10 protein-coding genes and 1 pseudogene are annotated in these 17,917 nt (G+C 45.5%); 8 read left to right on the top strand and 3 right to left on the bottom strand.

Annotated features, from left to right (window positions below; genetic code table 11):
* Window positions 1–30: 30 nt before the first annotated feature.
* Entirely contained in the window at window positions 31–3,156 is a 3,126-nt protein-coding gene (locus tag LAY57_RS23555) for an efflux RND transporter permease subunit (protein WP_249069538.1), read from the top strand.
* Here LAY57_RS23555 and LAY57_RS23550 read toward each other — a convergent pair.
* Window positions 3,135–4,301 carry a precorrin-8X methylmutase gene (locus LAY57_RS23550; RefSeq protein ID WP_249069537.1) on the bottom strand — a complete coding sequence of 389 codons (1,167 nt, stop codon included), beginning with the start codon at window positions 4,299–4,301 and terminating at the stop codon, window positions 3,135–3,137. The genes LAY57_RS23555 and LAY57_RS23550 overlap by 22 nt on opposite strands.
* A gap of 55 nt (window positions 4,302–4,356) precedes the next feature.
* Between LAY57_RS23550 and LAY57_RS23545 the strand changes: the two genes are divergently transcribed.
* The 6 genes and pseudogenes from LAY57_RS23545 to rppB all read left to right on the top strand — a co-directional run bounded on the left by LAY57_RS23545 (window position 4,357) and on the right by rppB (window position 10,610).
* The gene (locus LAY57_RS23545; protein WP_249069536.1) at window positions 4,357–6,285 is read left to right on the top strand and encodes a heavy metal translocating P-type ATPase; all 1,929 of its coding nucleotides are present in this window, start codon (window positions 4,357–4,359) and stop codon (window positions 6,283–6,285) included.
* A gap of 246 nt (window positions 6,286–6,531) precedes the next feature.
* Window positions 6,532–6,705: pseudogene (locus tag LAY57_RS36605) on the top strand (efflux RND transporter permease subunit); the annotation flags it as partial.
* A gap of 61 nt (window positions 6,706–6,766) precedes the next feature.
* Complete coding sequence (locus tag LAY57_RS23540) at window positions 6,767–7,270, top strand: hypothetical protein (RefSeq protein WP_249069535.1); 504 nt, start codon at window positions 6,767–6,769, stop codon at window positions 7,268–7,270.
* Window positions 7,271–7,608: 338 nt separating this feature from the next.
* Window positions 7,609–8,085: a DUF2808 domain-containing protein gene (locus tag LAY57_RS23535; protein ID WP_249069534.1), complete on the top strand. Its 477-nt coding sequence runs from the start codon at window positions 7,609–7,611 to the stop codon at window positions 8,083–8,085.
* A gap of 532 nt (window positions 8,086–8,617) precedes the next feature.
* A complete protein-coding gene (gene rppA, locus LAY57_RS23530) occupies window positions 8,618–9,322 on the top strand; it encodes a two-component system response regulator RppA (RefSeq protein ID WP_249069533.1) in 705 nt (234 codons plus the stop codon).
* Window positions 9,267–10,610, top strand: coding sequence for a two-component system sensor histidine kinase RppB (gene rppB, locus LAY57_RS23525; protein WP_476727023.1), 1,344 nt, complete (start codon window positions 9,267–9,269; stop codon window positions 10,608–10,610). Before rppA ends, rppB begins: the two co-directional genes overlap by 56 nt.
* 104 nt (window positions 10,611–10,714) lie before the next feature.
* Here rppB and LAY57_RS23520 read toward each other — a convergent pair whose 3' ends face one another.
* Window positions 10,715–11,866 carry a quinone-dependent dihydroorotate dehydrogenase gene (locus LAY57_RS23520; RefSeq protein ID WP_249069532.1) on the bottom strand — a complete coding sequence of 384 codons (1,152 nt, stop codon included), beginning with the start codon at window positions 11,864–11,866 and terminating at the stop codon, window positions 10,715–10,717.
* Between the two features lie 152 nt (window positions 11,867–12,018).
* On the opposite strand from LAY57_RS23520, the gene LAY57_RS23515 reads away from it, so the two are divergent.
* Entirely contained in the window at window positions 12,019–14,949 is a 2,931-nt protein-coding gene (locus LAY57_RS23515) for a GAF domain-containing protein (protein WP_249069531.1), read from the top strand.
* 98 nt (window positions 14,950–15,047) lie between these two features.
* Here LAY57_RS23515 and secA read toward each other — a convergent pair whose 3' ends face one another.
* The gene (gene secA / locus LAY57_RS23510; RefSeq protein WP_249069530.1) at window positions 15,048–17,825 is read right to left on the bottom strand and encodes a preprotein translocase subunit SecA; all 2,778 of its coding nucleotides are present in this window, start codon (window positions 17,823–17,825) and stop codon (window positions 15,048–15,050) included.
* Window positions 17,826–17,917 lie beyond the last annotated feature (92 nt).

The raw sequence follows: 17,917 nt of genomic DNA, 5'->3' as shown, positions 1-17,917 counted from the left end.
GAGAGCCAAAATCTAACATATAAAATCGTCATGCTCAATTCTATTATTAAATGGTCGATCGTCCAACGCTGGCTAGTCATTCTCGGTGCAGTTATCGTCACATTTTGGATATTTCGCACCATCATCCAAATGCCACTGGATGTCTTTCCCAGTTTTGCACCTCCCCAAGTCGAAATTCAAACTGAAGCTGCTGGACTGGCTCCAGAAGAATTGGAATCTCTGGTTACTTTACCAATTGAAAGTGCGATTAACGGTACTCCCGGAGTAACCGCAGTACGTTCTTCCAGTGCAGCGGGAATTTCTGTAGTCAAAGTTATCTTTAACTGGGGAACCGATATCTATCAAGCTCGCCAGTTAGTTACAGAGCGATTGCAACAAGCGCAGAGCAAACTTCCCGAAGGAGTAGAAACGCCGCAGATTTCTCCGATTAGTTCCCCCATCGGGACTGTACTTCAATTTGCTTTTACTTCGGAAACTACTCCTTTAATGGAAGTCCGGCGAATTGTTGATTGGCAAGTAACCAATCGCCTTTTAGCTGTGCCGGGAGTTAGTCAAGTAGTGGCGTATGGTGGCGACATACGGCAATATCAAGTATTAGTAAATCCAGCTAAATTAAAAGCTTTTGATGTTTCCTTAAAAGAAGTTACTGAAGCCGTAGCAGCCGCCAATGTAAATGCTCCTGGCGGTTATTTAATTACGCCCGATCGAGAAAAATTAATCCGGGGTATTGGGCGAATTGAATCTATTGAAGACCTCAAAAAATCAGTAATTACTGCACGTAATGGCATACCTGTCAAGATAGAAGATGTCGCAGACGTAGAAATCGGCGCAGCGATTAAACGGGGTGATGGTAGCTTTAACGGTCAAAAGGCAATCATCGTAATGATTAATAAACAGCCTCTTACCGATACTCCCACTGTCACTAAAGCTATTGAAGCAGCAATGGCAGAACTTAAAGCTGGCTTACCCAAGGATATTAAAGTAACTGCTACATTTCGTCAAGAGAACTACATTGATTCCTCAATTGAAAATGTTAGAGAAGCTTTAGTCGAAGGCAGTATTATTGTTGCCATTATCTTAATACCGTTCTTGATGAATTGGCGTAACCTCGCTGTTTGTCTAACTGCCCTTCCTTTATCCTTGCTTCTAGGAGTGCTAGCCCTAGACTGGTTGGGACAGGGTTTGAACACGATGACCTTGGGAGGGTTAGCAGTAGCAATTGGTTCGGCTGTCGATGATGCCATTGTTGATGCCGAAAACGTCTACCGTTGCTTGCGAGAAAATAAATATTCTCCTGATCCTCGTCCGGTATTAGAGGTAGTATTTGAAGGGTGTCAGGAGGTACGCGATTCGGTATTTGGAGCCACCATCATTACCATAGTTGTCTTCTCTCCGATTTTTGCTTTAACGGGTGTGGAAGGTAGCATTTTTATCCCGATGGGTATTGGTTATTTGGTGGCAGTTCTAGCTTCTAGTGTGACCGCACTAACTGTAACTCCGGCTTTGTGTGCTATTCTTTTGCCTCACGGTCGCTTGCCAGAAAGGGAACCTTGGGTGGCGAGATTTTTCAAGCGTCTTTATCATCCCCTGTTAACCTTTTCTCTGCGTGGTTCTGGAATCATCTTGAGCCTTGCCGCTGCTAGTTTGGTGGCGACAATGGTCATTGTTCCTTCGTTAGGACGAGTGTTTTTGCCAGAGTTTCAGGAGCAAACTTTGGTGAACACCCTATTACTCTATCCAGGTGTATCTCTGGACGCTACAAATAGCGCCGGTTTTGCACTCCAAGATGCACTTAAGGGTGACCCCAGATTTCCATTTGTACAGTTGCGATCGGGCCGTGCGCCAGGAGATGCAGATGCAGCGGGGGTGAATTTGGGGCATTTGGATATAGAGTTAAGTGAAGAAGGAATGAAAAACCGGGAAAAAACTTTAGAAAAACTCCGGGAAGAATTTGCCAAATTACCAGGGGTAGCGCCTAATATTGGGGGTTTTATCTCTCACCGAATGGATGAGGTGTTGTCTGGAGTCAGGAGTGCGATCGCTATCAAAATTTTCGGCCCCGACTTAGAACAACTCCGCACCCTTGGGCAACAAGTTGACGATGTAATGAAAACCGTTAATGGAATTGTAGATTTGCAACTAGAACCTCAAATACCAATCGAACAAATACAAATCAAATTCGATCGTTCGGCAGCGGCAAGGTATGGTTTAACAGTCGGACAACTTTCCGAAATTATTGAAACCGCGCTCAACGGACGAGTAGTATCTCAAGTATTAGAAAATCAACAAACCTTCGACCTCCTCGTCTGGTTAAAGCCTGAAGCGAGGAGCAACTTAAATACTCTTGAAAACCTGCTTGTTGATACGCCTTCTGGTACTAAAATTCCTTTAGCTCAAGTTGCTACAATTAATTATGGAACAGGGCCAAATACTATCAACCGCGAGAATGTTTCTCGTCTGATTGTTGTAGCTGCTAATGCTAAGGGGAGAGATTTGCGTTCTGTCGTTAATGAAATTCGCGAAAAAGTTAATCAACAGGTGCATCCACCTTCTGGTTATTATATTCAGTATGCGGGGCAATTTGAAGCGGAAGAACGAGCTACGCAGAATATCTTAATCTCCAGTGCGATCGCCTTTGTAGTCATTACGGTAATCATGTACCTTTCTGTTAAATCTATTCCCTCTACTGCCGCGATCATGATTAATTTGCCTTTAGCTTTGGTGGGGGGAGTAATTGCGGTAGCTTTGACTGGGGGCATTATTTCCATCGCCTCCCTAGTTGGTTTTATCACTCTGTTTGGGGTGGCTACTCGTAACGGACTGCTACTGGTAGACAACTACAATAGCAAATTTGCTGAAGGTATGCCTTTTAAAGAAGTTATCATTAGCGGGTCGATGGAACGACTTAACGCTATTTTAATGACTGCTTTCACCTCAGCTTTAGGGTTGGCACCTTTGGTATTTGAGGGAGGTGCTGGAAAAGAAATTTTGCAACCTCTGTCAATTGTAGTGTTAGGTGGTTTGTTTACTTCTACAGCTTTAACCCTATTGGTGTTGCCAGCTTTATATGCCAAATTTGGGAAGTTTTTACTAACTAAACCAAATCAGTCAGTTGTCGAAAATGGGAAAGTAGTTCAAGCAAGTTTTGAGAAGTGATGTTCTACTTCTAAATAACAATGACAGTCTGGTTTTTCTAGAAGGGATTCAACTAAAGCATTCAGTGCGATTGCTGCTAATAATCCCCCACCGAAGGTTCCTTCAATTGTGATATACGGAATGCTAGAAAGTGCTAATCTTCGTTTGGCTACAGGGGCGTGACTGAATCCAATCGGCATTCCAATGACTAAGGCGGGTTGAATTTTACCCTGCTCAATGGCTTCACAAACGGACATAAGTACAGATGGCGCATATCCTATTACCAGCACGCATCCTTCTTTTAGCTGCTGCAATTTTTCTTTCCAAGCCTGTTTATCCCAGAATACTTGCTCCGCATCGGCTGCACTTGTGATATGGGGGTCATCAATTAAAGTTTCAACCTGACATCCCAAATGAGCCAATCTAGTTCGATCGAGGGCAGCAACGACGGCTGGCACATCTCCCACAATTTGATACCCAGCTTTTAGGGTATTACGGGCAGCCGCGATCGCTCCTTTGCTCACCCGCACAAAATGCGCCAAACTAACATCCCCACAAGCCAATACCAATTTCGAGATTAAATCTACTTCAATCTCTGAGCGGTCAGATAGATCCGGCAGGAGTTGCTGCAAAGATTCCTCAAATGCTTCTGGGTGATCGTCAGCTGCCGCATCTAAATGATTCCAGAAATGTTTGAGTTCTCCTATCCCTTCAGAGGTTTCAACTTGAAATAATTTCAGTTGGGCTAGAGCTTCAGCTTGAGTAGTAAGACAAGAGCGATCGCGTCCCAGCAATCCTTCTAACGCCACCGCCGTTTGTCGCAGTCGCACTAGCTGCTGCATCACCGAGCGATATTGCAACTGCAACTGATTCATCAGCTTGTTGCCAGCTACCGCTTCTGGCTCGGTTTCTAGTAACTGGCGGATGTGGGATAACTGAAACCCTTGCAGCTTCAGCGCCACAATTCGCCGCAATCGCTGCACTTCAGCTTGACTGTAGAGCCGATAGTTGGCTTCAGAGCGTAGAGCCTCTGGTAGCAGCCCCAGCTGGTGGTAATGCCGCACCATTCTGGGAGTGATGCCCCCTCCCACAATTTCTGTAAGTTCTTTGATAGTAAAATGTTTGCTGACCATGCCCTCCATTTTAATTGATAGAAGCCTTGACATTGACATTAATGTCAATGTTTAGGGTGAAAGAGTCATCTACGACTGCTGATACCCTATGTCTTCCCCTTCGCTCTCTATCCCTCGCTTTTCCGAACTGTTTAAAGAACATCCAGATGCGATCGCCGCTACTATCTGCGGTCTACTTGTTCTCCTTGGTTGGCTAGCACTCCATGTCGGTTGGCTGGGATTGGGATTGTTAATTCTACCCGCAGCCTATGTAATTGGCGGATACTCTAGCGCCCGTGAAGGGCTGACAACCCTATTTCAAGAAAAAGAATTAGATGTCGATTTGCTGATGATTGTTGCCGCATTGGGTGCAGCCAGCTTAGGTTTGTGGCGGCGGGAGTATTATTTCATCGTTGATGGTGCAGTCCTAATTCTGATTTTCGCCATTAGCGGCGCACTCGAAGGCTATGCCATGAAGCGAACTGAGCGCAGCATCAAAAGCTTGATGAATTTAACTTCAGATAAAGCACGAGTAATGCTCAATGGAATTGAGCAATTTGTGCCAGTAGACCAGCTACAAATCGGTGATACCGTATTAGTCAAGCCTGGAGAATTAATTCCTACAGATGGCTTAATTACCGAAGGTTACAGCACCCTCAACCAAGCTCCTATTACTGGAGAATCTACACCAGTTGAAAAAACAATAGGAGATGAAGTTTATGCTGGTACCATAAATGGTTTTGGTGTCCTGAAACTGACAGTACATCAACCGCCTGAAAGTAGCTTAATTCAGCGAATCGTCCGTCTTGTAGAGCAAGCGCAGACTGAAGCCCCACCCTCACAGCAGTTTCTTGAACGCTTTGAGCGACTGTATGCTCGCATCATTGTTTTGACGGGGTTATTGCTAGCAATTTTACCGCCCTTTCTTTTGGGTTGGAATTGGGAAACTACAATTTATCGAGCGCTGATTTTTTTAGTAATTGCCTCTCCCTGTGCATTAATGGCAGCGATTATGCCAACACTACTATCAGGCATTACCAATGGCGCTCGCAATGGTATTTTGTTTAAAAATGGCGCTCAACTGGAAACCATCGGACAGGTGAGAGCGATCGCTTTTGATAAAACGGGAACTCTTACTACTGGTAAACCTCAAGTTGTCAAAATTGTCCCAGTCGCCAAAGAATCAGAAGCCCAATTACTCCAAGTTGCTGCTGCCCTAGAAAGCTTATCGGAACATCCAATTGCGAACGCGATCGTCCAAACTGCCAGACAACACCAATTAAAGTGGAGTGACGCAGTTGAAGTTCGGGCTGCAACCGGACAGGGAATTATCGGAATTATCGATAACCAAAAGGCTGTAGTTGGTAAAGCAGGATTTGTTCAAGCTGAGGTAAAAGAACTTCCAGTAAACCTAATTCAAATCAGCCAACAGTTAGAAAATGAGGAAAAAACAGTAGTATGGATTGCTCATGCTGGGGTTGTCTTAGGGCTAATTGCTGTAGCAGACACGGTAAGACCAGAGGCAACACAAGCTGTCGCAAAAATAAAAAACCTGGGCATCGAGCAAATCATCATGCTGACAGGAGATAACAATAGCACAGCTCAAATTGTGGCTAAAGAAATTGGGATAAACCAAGTGTACGCAGAACTTCTGCCCGAAGCCAAGGTAAATGTAATTCGACATCTAAAAAATCAGTATCAAACTGTAGCAATGGTGGGAGATGGGATTAACGATGCTCCAGCACTTGCTATCGCATCTGTAGGAATTGCAATGGGAGTAGCGGGTAGTGACGTAGCTTTAGAAACAGCAGATATTGTTTTAATGGCAGACCGATTAGAACAACTCGAACGCGCTATTCAATTAGGTCGCCGCTCTCAGGTAATTGTCAAGCAAAATATTGTATTTGCGCTTAGTTTCATTGTCCTGCTATTGGTTGCCAATTTTTTTGGCGATATTACCCTGCCCTTGGGTGTAATTGGGCATGAAGGGTCTACAGTTATTGTCACCCTCAACGGTTTGCGGTTACTGAGAAATTAGACAAGCTTTGCCCTCGCACTTGAATAGACATCGAAAAGTCACCGCTGTTTTGGTTGAAAAGTTCTCCTAGCTAATGAGATTTCATCCTAATTTCATTTGAGGATGTCATCTTAATGAAATGGCTCTTTCGGAGTTGCTATGCTTTTGTTCACTTAAGAACATTTTTATTGATTTTCTCCTCTCCCACTCTCCCCCTCTCCCCCTCTCCCACTCTACTCAAATAGCATAGTAAGTACGGAAGAGCCAGAAATCCTGCAACCGCTAGCAGTTGTAGTGCTAGGAGGATTGTTTACTTCTACCGCATTAACTTTGTTAGTTTTGCCAGCTTTATACTCTCAATTTGGCAGTTTTTTAGTTGACAAAAAAGCTACGCCATTGATTGAAGATGGAAAAGCAATTGGGGCAGTTTTTGAGCAATAATGTTTTTGATTTGCTTAAAAATTTTTAACCTACTAACATTACCTAAAGAGGAGTAAAGCTCATGAAATCGCTAAAATCAGGTTTGATTGTTCTCAGCAGTGTGGGATTGCTTTTTTTGGGAGCTTGTACTAAAGAAACCACAACGAGCAATCAAAGTAGCAGTCCTACCGCTTCTCCCGCTGCTTCAAAACCTGAATCTTCCAGTCCCGCCACATCTACAGAAACATCTGCCAAATCAGACCATTCCAAATCTTCAAAAGGAGGTCAAGTTGTTGAGTCGGGAGCTTACCATTTAGAGTTTGTCCCTGAGAAGGAAGATAACGGAACTCATTTAGATTTCTATTTGCAAAAAGGTGACAACCACGAAGCCATACCTAATGCCAAAGTAACAGCACAAATTCAATTACCCGATGGCACGCAAAAAACGCTAGACCTGAAATATGATGCTGAGGGCAAACACTATACTGTTTTGCTTCCAGGAACAGCACCAGGTCAGTATCAGGTAAAAATGAGCGCAGATGTTAACGCAGAAAAGGTTAACGGTCGCTTTAGTTTCAATAAATAGACAGGTGGTTACCGTTGCTGCCTAATTAGCTTAAAACGGCAAGGTGGGATACATAACCTACCTTGTCTGTTTCTAACCCAACATCTAAAACCTACTAGCGCTCGGAGAATATTAAATGAATCGTCTTCTCACTGCATTTACTATAACTTTAACCTTCATGCTATCGCAAAGTTGTTCGTTATCGCCTAGAAAAGTTTATCAACTAGAGAATTAGGTATAATAACTCTTTTTTGAAATCTAAAATTTCATCTTAATTTCATAACTACTTGTCAAGCTAGTTAATACCAGGTTAATTCCTCAATGATAAATCTGAAAGTTAATTAACAAGGAGTATTGTGATGAAAAAGCTAATTTATGCTAGTACATTTACCCTAATGCTAGCCTCTTGGATTCCCATAGCTTATGCCGCTGGAAGCAGTCGTGATTTCAAAGCTTCTCGCATTGTCCATAGCGCCGTACACGCTACTGGTACTCGTAACCTAGATGCTACTCATCATCTTGAGATTGATGTTCAGGGATCTGCACTTTCAGAACTTTCGATTGATTTGCCGGAGGAGGTAAGCATTCATAGGGGAATCAAGGTGACAAATCAATCCGGTCAGAAAATCCCAGCAACAGTTTCTATCGGTGACAAAAAAGCTACCCTAGTTTTCTCCCAACCTGTGCCTCCTCAAACAACACTATCAATTGAAATACAAGGCGTTTATACTCCACGTTATAGACACTTTTGGCAGTACATGGTCTATGGCAAGATGGTTGGCATAGATGCACAAATTCCCCTCGGAATCGCTCAAATGCAAACCCCTGGTCGCTAGAAAAATGCCGATAAATTCTGTGAAAGTTTGGCCTGGTTTTTAACTAGGCGGAGTTCTGCAATTATGTATTTCCAAGACCCCAATTTTCACCTACGGTCTTGGATTTTTAGTAATATCATGTTTTGAATGCAGAGGTCGGTAGTATAGTTTCTGTGATTTCGTATCGGCGCAATGCTCGTTTTTCCAAGGACGCCACTTTAATGGTATCCTTGGCTTTCTAGCATTTGGCAAAAGTACATTCAGTTATTGCTGCCATCAGTGGGACGCCGTTTGCAGCCTGTGACACTCAGGTAAGCTTCAAGAAAAGCTGGGATTTCATCGTAATTTCATAATAACCTGTTAAATTAGAAAATAATGGCTCAATAGGCTTCTGACCTACACTCCTTTTGATTAACCTTTTAATCCTCATACTTATTTTGGCAAGGAGCCTACGAGCTTTTCTTTATAAAGTTGCTGATTAAATACTTTTTATTTGAAAGGCTCAAAAAAGCGTATTTAATAAATTTAGTTTTACCATTGCTAGGTTGATTTTATGAGAGTGCTGCTAGTTGAAGATGAACCAGACCTCGGTGTAGCAATTAAGCGAATCCTGAACCAGCAAAAGTATCTGGTTGACTGGGTGATGGACGGCACAGAAGCTTGGAACTATCTAGACGACCAGAAAACACAGTATACCCTGGCTATCTTTGACTGGTTGATACCAGGAATATCGGGATTAGATCTGCTGCGTAAGTTGCGTGCTAAAAATAATCCTCTCCCAGTGTTAATGCTCACAGCAAAAGACAGAATGGAAGATAAAGTTGCTGGTTTGGATGCGGGGGCAGATGACTATCTGGTCAAACCCTTTGGTATGGCGGAGTTTCTGGCACGGTTGCGGGCTTTGCAGAGGCGATCGCCTCAAATCCAAACCGAACAACTTCACGTTGATAATCTCACTCTGGACTACGCAACGAGAAGCGTTTATCGTCTCGATCCTAACAGCAGCAAACAGGAGATTTCTTTAACTAATAAAGAATTCCAGCTATTAGAGTATTTCATGAAACACCCGAACCAAATTCTTACTAGCGACCAAATTCGCAATCAGCTTTGGGAAGTGAGTGCAGATACCATTAGTAATGTGGTAGCAGCTCAAGTACGCTTGCTCAGACGCCAACTGGCACAGGTAGACAGCGCTCATCTGATTGAAACAGTTCACGGCACAGGCTATTGTTTTAATCGGACTGATGAACCAAAATAAGCTTTTTTCTCACACTCGTTTACAACTCGCCACCTGGTATACAGTCGTGATGGGTTTCATTCTAAGTCTATGTGGTTTTGGGCTATATGAGGCGATTCTTCACGCTCACTTGCAAACCTTAGATCGAGAATTGGAGGCGGTTGCGGGAACTCTACACGATAGTATTGAAAATAAACTGAAACAACCTGGACACTTAGAACAGACAGAAAAGCAACTGTTGTCAGAACCGCAATCGAAACGCCATATTCTCGGAGCAATTTATCAAGGTAATTATTATCTACGGTTGTTAGACCATTCAGGACAGATTGTGACTGAGGCCGGTTTTGTGCCTCTTGGTTTACCTGCTACATCGACAGAAACTACTTGGCAAAATCTTAAAGACGCTGATGGAAATAGTTTTCATCAAATTTCTCTATTGCTGCATACTCAGGATAATGTTTCTTGGGGATATATGCAGATGGGGCGGAGTCTTAAAGACCTCGATGACTACCTCCAGACTGTCAAATTGATTTTGTTTTTCGGATTGCCAATAGCGATGATTTTGGTAGGTGGTTCTAGTTGGTGGTTAGCTGGTTTAGCGATGCAACCAATTTACCAATCCTACAGCCAGATCCAACAGTTTACAGCGGATGCTGCCCACGAGTTGCGGACGCCTTTAGCTGCTACGCAGGCGACGGTCGAATCAGCACTAGAAATGCCTCGGTTGGATGAAATTGAGGCGCGTGATATCCTACGAACTATAGAGCGTCAGAACCGCAGGCTAATTCAGTTGGTTGCCGATTTGCTGCTGCTGGCACGCCTGGAGCGACAAGCTGTGCCGATGCGACTTAAACTCTGTTGCCTAAATGATGTAGTTGGCGACTTAATAGAGGAATTAGAAGCGTTGGCAAGAACCAATGGCGTAACTCTCACTGCTGATATTCGGATGCCTCATCCAGTAGAGATTGTCGGCGATGAAGACCAGCTGTATCGCTTGGTTTCTAACTTGATGATCAATGCTATCCAATATACACCAGCCGGAGGGAAGGTAATAGTTGCTCTAGACCGCAGGGATCGGCATGGTTTGATTGAAGTTCAAGATACAGGTATTGGGATTGCACCCTCCGAGCAGAAGCTGATTTTCGATCGCTTTTATCGAGTCAATAGCGATCGTTCTCGCAACAGCGGCGGGTCGGGTTTGGGGTTGGCGATCGCAATTTCAATCGTTCAGGCATATAGGGGTAGTCTACAGGTTACTAGCAAATTGGGCAAAGGTAGCACTTTCACTATTCGATTGCCTTTAGGTTAGGGCAGAGGGGCAGAGCATTTCAGATTTCAGATTAAAAAGAAAAGATTTTAAATCTAAAATCTTAAATTTTGAATTATTTAATACCAAATGAGTATTAGCAATCATCATAACTCTTGCTGGCCAACGGCCTCAGAAATATTAGACAATCCCCGTTCATCTAACTTTTGCAACAAGCCTTCTAAAATTCGCCGTACCATCCACGGCCCTTCATATATCCAACCAGTGTAAACTTGAATCAAACTCGCACCAGCTGTAATCTTCTCCCACGCATCGTCAGCAGTAAAAATACCTCCCACACCAATAATCGGAAGTTTCCCTTTAGTTTCACGCCAGATAAATCGAATTACCTCAGTCGAACGCTGACGCACAGGCGTACCGCTAATTCCACCAGCTTCTTCGGTGATGGGGTTACCAGTTTGAGAAATCGTATGAGTTTTTAGTCCTTCGCGGCTAATTGTAGTGTTTGTGGCAATAATTCCAGCTAGCTGATGCTTAGAGGCTACTTCGATAAGATTTGCGATCGCATCCCACTCCAAATCGGGTGCAATCTTTACTAGAATTGGCTTATGTCCCTGATTTTCTGACTGCAAAGCTGATAAAATCGCACTTAGCCCAGGAGCGTCTTGGAGCGATCGCAAACCTGGGGTATTGGGTGAGGAAACATTAACCACAAAGTAGTCACCCCATTCTTTCAGCAGGCGAAAACTTCCCAAATAATCAGATGCAGCGTCAGATAAGGGTGTTACCTTAGATTTACCTAGATTAATTCCTATGGGAATCAGTCGGTGACGCCCCTGCCAAGTTGCTTCTAGCTTGCTGCTCATGACTTGGGCACCGTCGTTGTTAAAACCCATGCGGTTCAATGCTGCTTTATCCATTGGCAAGCGAAACAAGCGCGGACAGGGATTTCCAGGCTGGGCCAGTAAAGTTACAGTCCCCAGTTCAGTAAAGCCAAAACCAAAACTAGACCAAATGCCAGAAGCTTTACCATTCTTATCAAACCCAGCGGCTAACCCTACCGGGTTTTTGAAGAGTAAGGGCGTCACCTTTTCGTCGCCCCACAGTTTTTGTTCCAAACGTGGATCTGCTCTAGCACAAGATCGTTCTAATTGGTTTCGCATCCAGCTGAGGGGAAGGCGATGAGCATTACGATCTAACCAGCTTAAAAATTGAATGGTTTCCTGATGCAACCATTCGGGATCGCTCTTTAAAGCATCAAATAAAAGAGGACGTAAACCTAATTGATATATATCCAAGGCTCTTAGGTTAGGGAATGGGGTTAGGCAGAGGCGTGGAAATTTCAGATTTGAGATTTGAGATTTCAGATTTATTTTAAATCTAAAATCTCAAATCCTCTCATCTCAAATCCAAAATCCAAAATCCAAAATCCAAAATCCAAAATTCTTAGATGAGTCAGCAGCAAAAACCGAATTCTGACGATAAAAAACTTGTTAGCTTGGGGCGTGTCCTCCAGACCCTGCGGGAAGAGGATAATGTCGATGTTTTGATTGAAACCAGCCTCAATTATCTCCAGGCTGAGTTTGACTACAGCCTCATCTGGATTGGTTTCTACGATCGCTTAGATCATCGCATTTTGGGCAAGGGGGGGATTGCGCCTGGTGGCGACATCAGCTTTTTGAAGCAGCGAATTTTCCTGGGTCCAGGGGACCTTCTGGAGCAGGTGGTTATTCAGCTAAGACCGATCGGGGTGCCGGATTTGCGTCAAGAGACGCGAGCTGGGGAATGGCGCAAGGCGGCGGCAAATTTCGATATTAAGGGAACGCTGATTTTTCCGATTCGTTATCGCGATCGCTGTTTTGGGGTAGTGATGCTGGGTTCGAGCATTTGGGGAATCTCGCCTCGTTCGGAGGAGAAGGCGCGACTCTCTATGCTTTTGGGGGGATTCGGGGCGTCTCTAAATCAAATTGAATCTGATTGGAATCGCTCCCGAACCAAGCGACCGGACGAGCCGATGTTCCGAATGCTGGGGCGGTTGCAGGAAAACGGGACTGTGTTGCAGAAGTTGGAGATGGTGGTGGCGGAAGTCCATCAATTTGTATCGCCAACGCGAACGAGCGTTTACTGGTTTGAGCGAGAGCGACGCTATTTCTGGCGACGGATGAGTAACCGCGCTACTGGTGGTGGTTTCTCTGAGGGCTCTGCTAAGGCTTCTGGGATTACGGTGCAGGAGTCTGGTGGCTTTTATGATGCTTTAGTGGCGGATCGGATGGTTTCGATCGGAGAAGCCCAAAGTTCTCTTAAGGCTGATGTGACGAGCAGGTTGTTGCAGAGGTTGGGTGTGAGAAGTTTGCTGGCGTCTCCGATTTGCTTGGGAGATGAGTTGCTGGGATTTTTGGCAGTGGAGGGTAATGAACCCCGGATTTGGAAAGAGGAGGAGAAGAGTTTTGTCCGGGGAACGTCTCAGTTAATTGCTTTGTTTTCCCCTATTGAACGGATGGAGGCGACTATTGAGCAAACGAAGGAGGATCAGTTTCTCACGGCTCAGATAGCAACGGCTGTAACGACTCAGGAAGATTGGCTTCATATTTTAAAGGTTTGTGCGGAACGGCTGACGGCTCGGCTGCGGGTGGAGCGGTGTTTGGTGTTGGTTTTCAATTCAGATGAAAAACAATTTGAGGTTTGTTATCAGAGCCAGCCGGTAAATCGGCGACCTTTAGGTGTGACTCCCAAGGGGGGAGAGGGGGAAAGGGGGTCTAGAGGGGGGTCGGAGGGTAATTTTTTTCTGCCTGTATTGAGCGAGGTGGACTGGCAATTGCTGGAACGGAGTGCTGAGGCGGTGGGTGTTGAGGATTTGTCAACGGATTTGAAGTTCGTTGTTTGGCGCGATGGGTTTTTGGAGGGGGGGGTACGATCGCTTTTGGCGTGCAATACGAGTTTAAAACGCCCGCTGACGGGACTCCTAATCGTGACTGGCGAAAATCCGCGTTCTTGGACTGCGGCTCAGCGAGAAATTTTCTCTTTGGTGAGCCAACAGGTGGGTCTGGTTCTTAACCAGTGGCGACTGCTGGAACAAAATGATGTCCAACAAAGGGGTTACGATTCTCTCCAATTGGCTTTGAGTTCTATGCAAGTAGCTCAATCTCTCTCTGAGATGGAGGGGGGGGCGTTGCGATCGATGCTTTTGATGTTGGAAGCTCCGGTTGCTGCTTTGGTTACTTGGTCTGGGGGGAGTGAGGACGGTCGTGTGGTGACTGAGGGGGCGACTAATTCTCAATTTGCTCTAGATTCAGATTTTGTTGTTCGGGTACGCAGCGATGAGTTGATTCAAGAGGCACTTGCTACTGATGGCTTTTTCGTTAAGGATGTAACAACTCTATCTTCTCTTAGCCGAAGCTGGATTTCTGGTTCTGGCATTAAGAAGGTTCTGGTTATGGCTTTGCGGACGTCGGTGGATTATGCTCCGACAGGGGTGGCTGTGGTAGTTGCAGGGTCGTCGGGTGTTTGGCGATCGAGTGTTTTGCCGATGTTCGGTTTGTTGGTTTCTCAATTAGCTTGGTTTCGTCGGTATATGATGCTGACGGTTTCTTTAGGAGACGATCGGCAGAAGTTGCAATGTTTAAATTGGTATAAGCATCGTCTAATAGAAGATTTATATGTTAAGGGTTCGGGGGTAGATAAGGGTTCGGCTAATGCTCTATTGTCTATGCCTTATGCGAGAAGTTCTATTTCCGATCTCCTGGCGAAAGGTTTGTGGAATATGGGGGGCGATTTGCTCATTCAGGGGGATGCTTCTCCAGGTAAAGGAGATTCTTCTTTTTCGGCAGCCCGAGATTCGATTAGGTTAACAAGTTTGCTGTTGCGATCGCTCGATCGGATTGATGACCGGATCAAACAAAAAGGTATCTGGACTCAAATACACGATGCTGGTGGTGAAAATGCGCTGATCGGCAATTTTGGCATTGATGTAGATATTCTGAAGGTGGAGTTGGTGCTTTATGAGGTGTTGATGGCTGCGTGCGATCGGGTTAAGAGCGGCGGTCGCATCGATATTTGGTATCGCCGATTGGGGAGGGGTAATAAATCAGGCATTGGGCGCGGTCTTGAGGAAGAATACCCAATGCCTGATGCTCAAGATCCCACGGGCGACAGCTTTATAGAGTTGTCGGTTACGGACGATGGAGTTATTGACTCCCAACTGATTGCGGAGCTGCAAGAGCTAGTACCTTCTGACGATCTGGCTCCTTCGACTTTGGCAAAACCTCCAGGACTGCATTTGCGGATTTGTCAATCTATTCTCAGACGAATGGGCGGCGACCTTAATTTCTACCATATCGATGATGGTCGCGTTCTCAGTCGCCTGTTAATTCCTCTCTCGTAGAGGCTAGGGGCTAGGAGAAGAAGGGGGTCAATCCAAAACCAAAATTCCCTCTTCCCTCTTCGCCCTAGCCCCTAGCCCCTAGCTCCTAGCCCCTCTCTTTACTGCATTTGGGGTTGAAACTGGAACAAGGAATACACAACGTTGCGACGAATTGCGGTCATCATTTCCAGGAAGGTTTCATATCCCTCGCTCTTATATTCAATCAGCGGGTCTTTTTGGCCGTAGCCCCGCAAACCAACGCTTTCCCGCAGAGCGTCCATTGCTTGCAAGTGTTCGCGCCAAAGGGTGTCGATTTGCTGCAAGATGAAAAACCGTTCGGCTTGACGCATGAGTGCTGGCTGTACTTGTTCTATCTGGGCTTCTTTGAGGTCGTAGGCAATCCTGACTTGTTCGTGGAGAAAGGCTTTTATTTCGCCTACGGATAAGTCTTCTAGTTGATTGGGTTCCAAATCGGCGAGCAAATAAACGAATTCTTTGACTTTGCCGACCAGCTTACCCAATTCCCATTCTTCCGAAGGCAATTCTGGATTGACGTAGGCATCTACGATGTCGTCCATCGTTTTTTCGGCGTATTTGATGACTTGCTCTTTCAAGTCTTGACCTTCCAAGACGCGGCGGCGTTCGGCGTAGATGGCGCGACGTTGATTGTTCATCACTTCGTCGTACTCAAATACTTGTTTGCGGATGTCATAGTAGTAGGTTTCTACTTTTTTCTGGGCACCTTCTAGGGAGCGAGTGAGCATACCGGATTCGATCGGCATATCTTCTTCTACTTTAAAGGCGTTCATCAAACTGGCAACGCGATCGCCTCCAAAGATCCGCAATAAACTATCTTGCAAACTCAAGAAGAATTTGGTAGAACCTGGGTCTCCTTGCCGTCCGGCGCGTCCCCGCAGCTGGTTATCGATCCGGCGAGATTCGTGTCTTTCTGTACCAATGACGTGCAAACCGCCTAAGCGTACTACTTCTTCGTGTTCGCTGCTGGTGTAATGTTCGTAGTTTTCTTTAATTAAGTTGTAAACTGACCGCAGTTTTTGGATGGCGGGGTCGTCGGAGGGAGCTTTTTCTGAGGCGACTGCTACTTTGTCTTCGGCTTCCAGTTCCGGTAGACTGCGTTCTCCATACGAGAGGCAAGCGAATTCTACGGCGTCTTTGAGCATCTTTTCCGTTTCGCGGGAAAGTTCGATGGGGAAAATTTGTGGAGAAGCTTTCCAAGTCTTCACTTTTTTACCCGGTGCAAAGCCGACGCCGCCACCACGGTCGGATTCTGTCCCAGGAACGCTCTTGACAGCAAATTCTTCTTCATCTAGCTGTACGATCCGGGGCATAAAGTATTCTCGCAATTTCAGCCGCGCCATGTAGTCGGCATTACCGCCCAAGATGATATCTGTGCCCCGTCCGGCCATATTTGTGGCGATCGTCACAGCGCCTTTGCGTCCTGCTTGGGCGATAATTTCCGACTCCCGCTCCACATTTTCTGGTTTGGCATTCAGGAGGTTGTGAGGAACTTTTAGCTGGTGTAATAGGGAACTGAGAACTTCCGATTTTTCGACGCTGGTAGTACCTACAAGGACTGGGCGACCGAGTTGGTGCATTTCGGCACATTCATCTGCGATCGCCTGCCATTTCGCCTGCTCTGTTTTATACACCACATCGGACAAGTCTCGCCGACCCGTAGTCCGATTTGTGGGGATAATGGTGACTTCTAGCTTGTAAATCTTTTCAAATTCTGCTTCTTCTGTCTTGGCAGTGCCGGTCATGCCAGCTAACTTGGGATAAAGCAGAAACAGGTTTTGATAAGTAATAGTAGCCAGAGTCTGCGTTTCCGGTTGAATCTCGACCCCTTCTTTCGCCTCTATAGCCTGATGCAATCCGTCGCTCCAACGCCGACCGGGGAGTACGCGACCCGTAAATTCATCCACGATTACTACTTCGTCGTTGCGGACGATATAGTTCACGTCGCATACAAATAGTTCTTTGGCTTTAATAGCGTTAAAAATGTAGTGAGCCCAAGGGTCGTTGGGGTCATACAGGTCGTTCATTTCCAGAAGCTTTTCGGCTTCGGCAAATCCTTCATCGGACAAGATGACGTTACGAGCTTTTTCGTCTACTTCATAATGGTCTTCTTTGTTCAAGGCTGATGCTACTTGTGCAGCCCGCATATACTTTTCGCTGGGTCTTTCTACCTGTCCTGAGATAATCAGGGGGGTGCGAGCTTCGTCAATTAAGATTGAGTCAACTTCGTCAATCACGCAATAGTTAAAGGGACGCTGCACCACTTCTGACATTGATGTAGCCATATTGTCCCGCAAGTAGTCGAAGCCGATTTCGCTATTTGTGGCGTAGGTGATGTCGCACTGGTAATTTTTCTGGCGTTCTGGGGAGCCCATACCCGATTGGATCAACCCTACGCTCAATCCGAGGAAGCGGTGGATTTGTCCCATCCATTCGGCGTCTCGTTTGGCGAGGTAATCGTTGACGGTGATGATATGCACGCCTTTGCCAGTCAGGGCGTTTAAGTAGGCGGGGAGGGTGGCGACAAGCGTTTTGCCTTCGCCGGTTTTCATTTCGGCAATTTGTCCCTTGTGGAGGATGATTCCGCCCAATAGCTGTACGTCAAAGTGTCGCATTCCCAAGACGCGGCGACCTGCTTCTCGGACTACGGCAAATGCTTCGGGGAGGATTTCATCTAGCAGTTCTTTCTCTTCGATGAGGGTTTTTGCTTTGGCAAGACGTTCTTTGAACGCGGCTGTTTTGCCGATTAGCTCTCGATCGGAAAGGGCTTCTATTTCTTCTAGTACGTTGATGTCGGCAACCCAAGGTTTGTATTGTTTGAGTTTACGAGCGTTTGGATCGCCCAGCAAAGTTTTTAGCATGGCAGTGGTAGTGGGTAAAAGTCAAAAGTCAAAAGTCAAAAGTCAAAAGTCAAAAGTCAAAAGTCAAAAGTCAAAAGTCAAAAGTCAAAAGT

This window comes from Argonema antarcticum A004/B2, from assembly GCF_023333585.1.
Taxonomy (GTDB): domain Bacteria; phylum Cyanobacteriota; class Cyanobacteriia; order Cyanobacteriales; family Aerosakkonemataceae; genus Argonema; species Argonema antarcticum.
This window is presented reverse-complemented; position numbering and strand designations above follow the sequence as displayed.